Annotated in this window: 8 protein-coding genes; 5 read left to right on the top strand and 3 right to left on the bottom strand. The window is 71.0% G+C overall.

The window, feature by feature from the left end; translation table 11 throughout:
- Positions 1 to 49 precede the first annotated feature (49 nt).
- The gene (gene greA, locus Q7F20_RS12550) at positions 50 to 538 is read right to left on the bottom strand and encodes a transcription elongation factor GreA (RefSeq protein WP_305740419.1); all 489 of its coding nucleotides are present in this window, start codon (positions 536 to 538) and stop codon (positions 50 to 52) included.
- Positions 539 to 605: 67 nt separating this feature from the next.
- Positions 606 to 1,097 (bottom strand): DUF4307 domain-containing protein, encoded by a 492-nt coding sequence (locus Q7F20_RS12555; RefSeq protein ID WP_305740420.1) that lies wholly within the window; start codon positions 1,095 to 1,097, stop codon positions 606 to 608.
- A gap of 33 nt (positions 1,098 to 1,130) precedes the next feature.
- On the opposite strand from Q7F20_RS12555, the gene mca reads away from it, so the two are divergent.
- Both mca and Q7F20_RS12565 read left to right on the top strand, forming a co-directional pair.
- Positions 1,131 to 2,021, top strand: coding sequence for a mycothiol conjugate amidase Mca (mca, locus tag Q7F20_RS12560; RefSeq protein ID WP_305740421.1), 891 nt, complete (start codon positions 1,131 to 1,133; stop codon positions 2,019 to 2,021).
- Entirely contained in the window at positions 2,018 to 2,380 is a 363-nt protein-coding gene (locus tag Q7F20_RS12565) for a hypothetical protein (protein WP_305740422.1), read from the top strand. The genes mca and Q7F20_RS12565 overlap by 4 nt, the downstream gene beginning before the upstream one ends.
- Positions 2,381 to 2,871: 491 nt before the next feature.
- On the opposite strand, the gene Q7F20_RS12570 is transcribed toward Q7F20_RS12565, so the two are convergent.
- A complete protein-coding gene (locus Q7F20_RS12570) occupies positions 2,872 to 3,621 on the bottom strand; it encodes a hemolysin III family protein (protein ID WP_305740423.1) in 750 nt (249 codons plus the stop codon).
- An 89-nt stretch (positions 3,622 to 3,710) separates the two neighbouring features.
- Between Q7F20_RS12570 and Q7F20_RS12575 the strand changes: the two genes are divergently transcribed.
- The 3 genes from Q7F20_RS12575 (at position 3,711) to Q7F20_RS12585 (ending at position 7,406) form a co-directional block, all read left to right on the top strand.
- Positions 3,711 to 4,496, top strand: a complete 786-nt coding sequence (locus Q7F20_RS12575; RefSeq protein WP_305740424.1) for an isoprenyl transferase — start codon at positions 3,711 to 3,713, stop codon at positions 4,494 to 4,496.
- 135 nt (positions 4,497 to 4,631) lie between these two features.
- Entirely contained in the window at positions 4,632 to 5,741 is a 1,110-nt protein-coding gene (locus tag Q7F20_RS12580) for an aminotransferase class V-fold PLP-dependent enzyme (protein ID WP_305740425.1), read from the top strand.
- 303 nt (positions 5,742 to 6,044) lie between these two features.
- Complete coding sequence (locus Q7F20_RS12585; protein ID WP_305740426.1) at positions 6,045 to 7,406, top strand: PhoH family protein; 1,362 nt, start codon at positions 6,045 to 6,047, stop codon at positions 7,404 to 7,406.
- Positions 7,407 to 7,582 lie beyond the last annotated feature (176 nt).

The raw sequence follows: 7,582 nt of genomic DNA on the forward strand, positions 1-7,582 counted from the left end.
GGCGCGGTGCCAGCCGGCACCGCGCCTCCTGTCCGTCGACGGCTCGCGTCTACGGCTCGTAGCGCTCGACCTTCGTCACCTCGACGGCGATCTCCTTGCCGTTGGGCGCGGTGTACGTGGTCTTCTCGCCGGCGCGCAGGCCGACGATGGCGGCCCCGACCGGGCTGACCGGGCTGTAGACGGTGAGGTCCGAGCCCTCGCCGACGATCTCGCGGTTGCCGACCAGGAACGTCGACTCGTCGCCGGCGATGACGGCGGTCACCACCGTGCCGGGTTCGACCGTGCCGTCGAAGTCCGCCTCGCCGACGGTGGCGTGCTTGAGGAGCTCGGTGAGCTGGCGGATGCGGGCCTCGATCTTGCCCTGCTCGTCCTTGGCGGCGTGGTAGCCGCCGTTCTCCTTGAGGTCGCCCTCTTCACGCGCCGCCTCGATGCGGTCCGCGATCTCCTTGCGGCCTTCGCCGGAGAGCTGCGCGAGCTCGGCCGAGAGACGGTCGTGCGCTTCCTGGGTCAGCCACGTGACCTGGGTGTCGTTGCTCATGGTGGTTCCCTTCAGCAAAGAACAAGACCGGCCGGTGTGGCCGGTCTTGTCCGCGAATCACAGCAGTCTAGGGAACCCAGCAGTCGTGGATCAACCCGGTCACACCGCGTGACACGGTGTTCACAGGGGTGCTGATGCTCCGCACTCGCTGATCGGACGCCGGTACCCGGATCTCGCGCCACCCGACGATCGTGTACGACTTGTCGAGGACCTGGACGGCGCACTTCGCGACCGTGCCGGGGTCGACCGAGATCTGCGTGTGCACGACGGTCTCGTGGTCGGAGACGACCTGGTACCCGACGTCGTCGGTGTCGAGCCCGTGGCTCGTCTGCCCCGGGCCCGCCCAGATCACCCAGACGAGGAACACCAGGGCGACGGCGGCAGCGGCGACGATCCCGATCAGCCGGGTGCGACGAGCGCGTCCGGGGGGGCGGCCGTAGCGGTCGTCCAGCGTCGCGGTGGTGCTGGCGGACGGCTGAGGTGCCGGTTGGTGCTGCGGTTCGGACAGTTCGGGGCTCCCGGGGTGATTATCCTGATCCCAGGGTAGTTCACGTGACACCGTGCGCTGCCACGCGATCAGTGAGGAAGACGAGTGCCGTACCGCTTGATGGCCGTCCACGCCCATCCCGACGACGAGTCGAGCAAGGGAGCGGCGACCGCGGCGAAGTACGCGGCCGAGGGCAACGACGTCCTCGTGGTCTCCTGCACCGGCGGTGAAGCGGGGGACATCCTCAACGACCAGCTCGGCGAGCCCGCCACGAGCCGGGCACACCGCGACATGGCGGGGTACCGCCGCACCGAGATGGCCGCCGCCCAGGCGGCGCTCGGCATCGACCACCTCTGGCTCGGCTACCACGACTCCGGCCTGCCCGACGCGGAGAAGGGCGAGACGGTCCGCCCCGGGACGTTCTCGACCGTGCCGCTCGAGTACTCGACCGAGGCCCTGGTGCGCGTCGTCCGACGATTCCGCCCGCACGTGCTCGTCACCTACGACGAGAACGGCGGCTACCCGCACCCGGACCACATCCGGACGCACGAGGTCTCGGTGGCCGCGTGGCGCGACGCCGCCGACCCGGCGAAGTACCCCGAGGCCGGTCCCGCGTGGTCCGTCGCGAAGCTCTACTACGAGCGCACGATGAACCCCCGACGGTTCCGGACGATCTTCGAGGCACTGCAGGAGCGCGACCCGGAGAGCCCGGCGATCGAGCAGCTCCGCGAGTGGGTCGAACGGTTCGCCGACCGGCCCGACCTCGCCACGACCCACGTCGACGTGCACGAGTACTTCGACGCGCGTGACGCGGCGCTCCGGGCACACGCGAGCCAGGTCCCGCCGGACAGTGCCTTCTTCTACTGGCCGAACGACCTCCTCGCGACGGTGTGGCCGACCGAGGACTACCAGCTCGTCGAGGCCCGCGTGCCGACCGAGCTCCCCGAGTCCGACCTGTTCGCGGGGATCCCTGCCGACAAGGACACCACTGCGTGAGCACCCTCCACGCGGCACTCGCCGCGACCCCCAGCCCGAGCCCGACCTCGGTCGTCCCGGACGTCGACGTGACGCCCGGCGTCGCGGGCTTCATCGCGATCGCGGTCGTCGCCGTCGTGACGATCCTGCTCGTGATCGACATGACCCGGCGCATCCGGCGGACGCGCTACCGGGCGGAGATCCGGGAGCGGCTCGAGGCCGAGGCCAACGGCGCCGCGGGCGACGACCGTGGCGGCGTCGGTCGTGACGGTGTCGGTCGTGACGGCTTCGGCCGTGACGGCGTCGTGACGGACGAGCCGGAGCGGCGTGCTGCCGAGGATGGCCGGGCCGACGTCGGGGACGACACCGAGCGCGGCTGACGCGACCGAGGCTCCCCGCGCCGCCGCCCGTGCCGGGGTACCTGGCGGGATCGGGCGTACCTTGTCGTTCGTTTCGACGGACTACGCCCGATTCGACTCGCTATCGCGCCCGCTGTGGGTGGAAGCGGGCGCGGGGAGGCCCGGGCGCGCGTGGCGGAGGGGAGCCGCGCCTCCCGTCCCTTGGCGTGCTTGGCGGATTCGGGCGTACTTGGCGGATTCGGGCGTACCCGGTCGTTCGTTCCGACCGACTACGCCCGATTCGACTTGCTACCGCGCCCGACATGGGTGGGAACGGGCGTGCCTGGTGGGAACGGGCGTGCCTGGAGGATTCGGACGTACTTGGCGGGATCGGGCGTACCTGGTGGGAACGGGCGTGCTTGGTGGGAACGGGCGTGCCCGGTGGGAACGGGCGTGCCCCGCCTGTGCGGACGACCCGGTACGAGCGGAACGACCGGGCACCGTCAGTGTGGCCGGGACGGACGACGGCCGCGTCAGCGCACCGGGTCGAGTGCCACGATGAGGACGCCCGTCCACTGTGCGGCGAAGGCGACGACGGTGAGGGCGTGGAAGACCTCGTGGAAGCCGAAGACCGTCGGCGACGGGTCCGGCCGCTTGAAGCCGTACACGAGCGCGCCGAGGATGTAGGCCACGCCGCCGGAGAGCACGAGGATCGTCATCGGGACGCTCGCGGCGAAGAACTGCGGCAGCAGCCCGAGCGCCGCGCAGCCGAGCACGAGGTAGATCGGCACGTACAGCCACCGGGGAGCCCCGATCCAGAGGACCCGGAACGCGATGCCGAGGGCCGCGCCGGACCACATCACCCAGAGCACCACGACCATCAGGGTGTGGGGCAGCGCGCAGATCGCCACGGGCGTGTAGGTACCGGCGATGAGCAGCAGGATGTTGGTGTGGTCGATGCGCTTCAGCACCGCCTTGACCGTCGGTCCCCAGGGGAACCGGTGGTACGTCGCCGAGACGCCGAACATCGCGAGCGACGTCGCCATGAACACGGCGCTCCCGACCTTCGCGGCGGGTGAGCCCGCGAGGACGATCAGCACGATGCCCATCGCGATGGCGAACGGGAACGCTCCGAGGTGGATCCATCCGCGCCACGCGGGTCGGGGTTCGGGAGCGCCGGCTGCCGACCGCCGTGCAGCCGTCCGTTCGGCGGCCGCGGTGCTCGCGGCCTCGTCGGTGAAGGGGACGTGTGGGAGCGCCCCGGTGTCGTGCTCGGCCTGCATGGTCCGACCGTAGGGGCCGTTGCCGAACGATTCCCGAACTCCATCGGACCAGCAGGTCTGCGCCAGGTGGGGTGGACTATGTTCGTTCCGTGAGCGGCAGGGTGGGATGGGCAGGACGCGGGATCCTCTACCGCGCCTACCAGAGTCGGATCCGTCGGCAGATCGACGGTTCCGCGATGCCGAAGCACGTCGCCATGATCGTGGACGGGAACCGTCGCTGGGCGAAGCAGCTCGGCCTCGAGTCCGCCGCGCACGGGCACCGCGCGGGCGCCGCGAAGATCCCGGAGTTCCTGACGTGGTGCGACGACCTCGGCATCGAGGTCGTGACGCTGTACCTGCTGTCGTCCGACAACCTCAAGGGTCGCGGCGGCGAGGAGCTCGAACAGCTCATCGGCATCATCGCTGACCTCGCGGGGACCCTGGCCGATCACCGTGACTGGCGCGTCCAGCACGTCGGCTCGAACGAGGGGCTGCCCGAGCCCCTGGTCGACGCCCTCTCCTCGGCCGAACAGCGGACGGCGGAGCACACCGGGCTGCACGTGAACCTCGCGGTCGGCTACGGCGGCCGGCGCGAGATCGCGGACGCCATGCGCAGCATCGTGCAGTCGCACGGCGAGGGCGGTGGAACGCTCGACACCCTGGCCGAGGTCCTGACCCCCGAGCTCATCGGCGACCACCTCTACACGCAGGGGCAGCCGGATCCGGATCTGGTCATCCGGACGTCGGGCGAGCAGCGCTTGTCGGACTTCATGCTGTGGCAGAGCGCGCACAGCGAGTTCTACTTCGTCGAGGCGTTCTACCCGGACCTGCGCGAGGTCGACTTCCTCCGCGCGGTCCGCGACTTCGGGTTGCGGTCGCGGCGGTACGGCGGCTGAGCTGCTGCGCCGACGCCGGTTCGGCGGCTGCGCTGCTGCGCCGACGCCGGTTCGGCGGCTGACGGACAAGCGACGGCTGCTGGCCGTCCATCCCAGTAGACTCACAGGGTTTTCGTCCCACGGAAGGTTGCCCCTGTGAACATCGCCGAGTACGCCTCAGGCTTCGCCGAGGAGCCGGGCTACCTCGACCACGCTGCATTCGGTCCCGTGCAGACCGCCGTCCTCGAGGAGCAGCGCGTGCTCGGGACCATCCAGGAGCACATGCGCTTCGGCGCCATGGAGACGCTCGACGAGCAGGACGCCCGCGTCCGCACCGTCGCCGCACGGCTCGTCGGACGCCGCGAGGACCAGGTCGTCTCCCAGACCGCCACGACGCCGGGGCTCCTGCACACGGCGTTCGGGCTCACGGGCGGTGTGCTCGTCTCCGCCGACGAGTACCCGTCGCTGCCGCTGGCACTCGCGAGCGCCGCCTCGGCCACCGGTGGCCGCGTGCAGCCCGTCGTGATCGAGTCCGGCGCCGGGTGGATGACGCCGTCGCTCATCGAGTCACGCCTGTCCGACGACGTCGCCGCGGTCGCCGTCTCGCTCGTCGACTGGCAGACCGGCTACCTCGCCGACCTCGCCGCCATCCGCGAGGTGATCGGCGACCGCCTCCTCATCGTCGATGCCATCCAGGGGTTCGGTGTCGTCGACGCCCCGTACGAACTCGCCGACGTCGTCGCGACCGGCGGCCAGAAGTGGTTGCACGCCGGGTGGGGGACCGGCTTCGTGGCCTTCAGCGACCGCGCGCTCAACCGACTGGGTCCGGCGCTGTCCGGCCCGCACGGCACGACCGGCTGGCCGACCGAGGTCCCGTCGGTCCGACCGGGAGCCGCCGGGTTCCAGATGACCCGCACCGACCCGGTGGCGCAGGCGCGCCTGGCGGTGTCGCTCGACCGGCTCACCGCCGTCGGCGTCGCTGCCGTGCAGGAGCGGGTCACGGACCGGGTCGAGCGGGTGTTCGACATCGCCGACGAGTTCGGCCTGTCCGTCGAGTCCAGCCGCGACCCGCGGGAGCGTGCCGGGATCGTGGTGCTCCGGCCGCCGCAGGGACGCCTCACGGCGTTGTCCGCGGCCTTCCACAACCACGGTGTGACGGTGACGACGCGGCTCGGGGTCGCGCGGGTGTCGGTGTTCGCGTCCACGACGGACGAGACGCTCGACATGTTCCGCGACGCCTGCCTGTCGTACGCCACGATGCAGTAGCGGCGTGGGCGGCGCGGAGCGACTTCACGCGCTGGCGAGTGGGGCAGTGAGGCGGGCTCCGCCGCTGCGGACGGGAGGCGCGGTGCCGGCCCGCACCGCGCCTCCTGGCCGGCAGGCGGCCGCGTTGTTCACGCGACCGTAATCCGGGAAACCGCGTGTCGCTGGCGTCGTGTCGGGGGTCGGACGTAGGTTGACGGCATCGGGCACCGCGCCCGATCGAAGCGGCCGCAGCAGGTGCTTCGAGACCCGCTCCAGTGGCCGCGTCGAGGACAAGGACCGGGTCCTTCGCGGCCCGGGGATGGAGTGGTCGTGACCTCTCAGAACGTCTCTCGCGGAACACAGCAGCAGCACACCGCGGACTCGTCCACATCGGTCGCCCAGCGCACGTACGTGCTCGACACCTCGGTGCTCCTCAGCGATCCGCGGGCGTTGTTCCGCTTCGCCGAGCACGCAGTCGTCCTGCCCGTCGTCGTCGTCAGTGAACTGGAGTCCAAGCGCAACGACCCGGAGATCGGGTACTTCGCCCGGCAGGCGCTCCGGCTCCTCGACGAACTGCGGATCGAACACGAGCGCCTCGACTTCCCGATCGCGATCGGTGACGGCGGCTCGTTCCGGGTCGAGCTGAACCACTCCAACCAGTCCGTGCTGCCGTCCGGGTTGCAGCTCGGGGACAACGACTCGCGGATCCTCGCGGTCGCGTCGAACCTCAAGAACGACGGGCTCGACGTCGTCGTCGTGTCGAAGGACCTGCCGCTGCGGGTCAAGGCGTCTTCGATCGGCATGGCTGCGGAGGAGTACCGCGCGGAGCTCGCGGTCGACTCCGGCTACACGGGCATCGCCGACCTGCAGGTCTCCGGCGAGCAGATGGCCGATCTCTACGAGAAGGAGGAGATCCGGTCGTCCCAGCTCGAGGGAGTCCCGGTCAACACCGGTGTCGTCATCCACTCCGAGCGCGGTTCGGCACTGGGCCGAGTGCACACCGCCGGTGCGGTGGCGCTGGTGCGCGGCGACCGCGAGGTCTTCGGCCTCCGCGGCCGTTCCGCGGAACAGCGACTCGCGATCGACGCCCTGCTCGACCCCGAGATCGGGATCGTCTCGCTCGGTGGCAGCGCCGGCACGGGCAAGTCGGCGCTCGCGCTGTGCGCCGGGCTCGAAGCCGTCCTCGAACGACAGCAGCACAAGAAGATCATGGTCTTCCGGCCGCTGTACGCCGTCGGCGGGCAGGAGCTCGGGTACCTGCCCGGGGACGCGTCCGAGAAGATGAACCCGTGGGCGCAGGCGGTGTACGACACGCTCGGCGCCCTGGTGTCGGACAACGTCCTCGACGAGGTCGTCGAGCGGGGCATGCTCGAGGTGCTCCCGCTGACGCACATCCGCGGCCGTTCGCTGCACGACGCGTTCGTGATCGTCGACGAGGCGCAGTCGCTCGAGCGCAACGTCCTCCTCACCATGCTGTCCCGGATCGGGCAGAACTCGCGGGTGGTGCTCACGCACGACGTCGCGCAGCGCGACAACCTGCGGGTCGGTCGGCACGACGGGGTCGCGTCGGTGATCGAGCGGCTCAAGGGGCACCCGCTGTTCGCGCACGTGACGCTCACGCGCTCGGAGCGTTCGGCGATCGCGGCGCTCGTGACGGAGATGCTCGACTCGCCCGAGCTGGTGTAGCGACGCCGGCTGGACCGAGACTCGGCTCGGCGGACAGTTTCGCGGCATCACGACCGCGAAACTGTCCGTCTGCGCGAGTCTCGCCGTCGGAGCCGCGGGGCTGACGGACGGGAGGCGCGGGGGGGGGGGGGGGGCCGCCCCCCGGGGGGGGGGGGGGGGGGGGGAGGGCCCGTGCG

The sequence above is a fragment of the Curtobacterium sp. A7_M15 genome (assembly GCF_030705415.1).
GTDB lineage: Bacteria > Actinomycetota > Actinomycetes > Actinomycetales > Microbacteriaceae > Curtobacterium.